Here is a 1280-nt window from a genome sequence, read left to right as displayed (position 1 = left end):
GACCTTGAGCATTGAGCAAATGAGATCAGTAGTTGAACAAGAAGGCGGCTGTATTGCCTGGGGAGGCTCAGTTAGCCTTAGCCCGGCAGATGATATTCTGATTCGTGTCGAACGTGCACTCGACCTTGATAGCGAAGGCCAATTGGTCGCATCGGTGATATCCAAAAAAGTGGCTGCCGGGTCAACACATGCCTTAATCGATTTGCCGGTTGGCATTACCGCCAAAGTTCGCGATATGGACTACGCGACAAAACTATCGACACAGCTAGAACGAAGCAGTGAAGCCTTAGGATTAAAAATATCCTGCCTAATGACAGATGGCCAACAACCCGTGGGTTTCGGCATCGGCCCTGCCTTGGAAGCGCAAGATATTTTAACCGTACTACAAAATAGCCCGCTAGCACCTCAAGACCTAAGACAGAGAGCACTACTGATTGCTGCAAAGATTTTGGAAATGGGCGATGCGGCAGAGCCGAATCACTGCCTTGATAGGGCCACAGAAATTCTGGATTCAGGCAAAGCCTGGACAAAATTCCAAGCTATATGTGAGGCGCAGGGAGGTATGAGGGAACCACCCAAGGCCCCCTATCGTCATGAGGTATTCTCGGATAAACAGGGTATAGTTTGTTACATCAATAACCGCTTTATCAGTAAACTGGCTAAACTCGCTGGCGCGCCCTCTGCAGCTGCCGCCGGTATACTCTTTAAGACCCATTTAGGGGATATAGTCGATATTGGTACACCACTTTTTGAACTGCACGCAGAAACAAAAGGTGAACTTGAATATGCGATCGACTTTCTAAGCGCTCACCCTGATGCTATTCGAATTGAGGAAGAAACTCTATGAAACCTTTAATTTTTGACCTCTACGCTGCACCTGAGCTATTCGCTGCGCTATCTACGGAGTTAAATGCAGAACCTGCCAAGTTGGAACACCGCCAGTTCCCTGATGGTGAAACTTACATGAGAGTACATAGCGATTACCAGCAGCGTGAAGCCATTATAGTCTCGAATATGCACCAGCCAAATTCAAAGTTTCTACCCTTGGTTTATCTTTGCGAAACCTTACGCGAGCTTGGAATAGCCAGTACTACCTTAGTCTGTCCTTATCTTCCCTATATGCGTCAGGATATTAAGTTTCACGAAGGAGAGGCTCTGACTTCACGCTATTACGCTAAGTTGTTAAATCAGTATTTAGATCGCTTAATCACCATCGACCCTCACCTGCATCGCTACCATTCACTGGGTGAAATTTACACAATGGAAACACACACTCTGCA

The 1280-nt window shown here is 46.8% G+C and carries 1 protein-coding gene and 1 pseudogene; both read left to right on the top strand.

All coding sequences use genetic code 11. The features are described 5' to 3' along the window. Nucleotides 1–847, top strand: a pseudogene (locus A3763_RS00835) (thymidine phosphorylase); the annotation flags it as partial. Continuing rightward, a partial coding sequence (locus A3763_RS00830; RefSeq protein WP_197482657.1) for a ribose-phosphate pyrophosphokinase-like domain-containing protein occupies nt 844–1280 on the top strand: 437 nt, incomplete at its 3' end. The pseudogene A3763_RS00835 and the gene A3763_RS00830, both read left to right, overlap by 4 nt.

The sequence above is a fragment of the Oleiphilus sp. HI0128 genome (genome assembly GCF_001635365.1).
The sequence above is the reverse complement of the archived record's forward strand: the minus strand, read 5'-3'. Positions and strand labels throughout refer to the sequence as shown.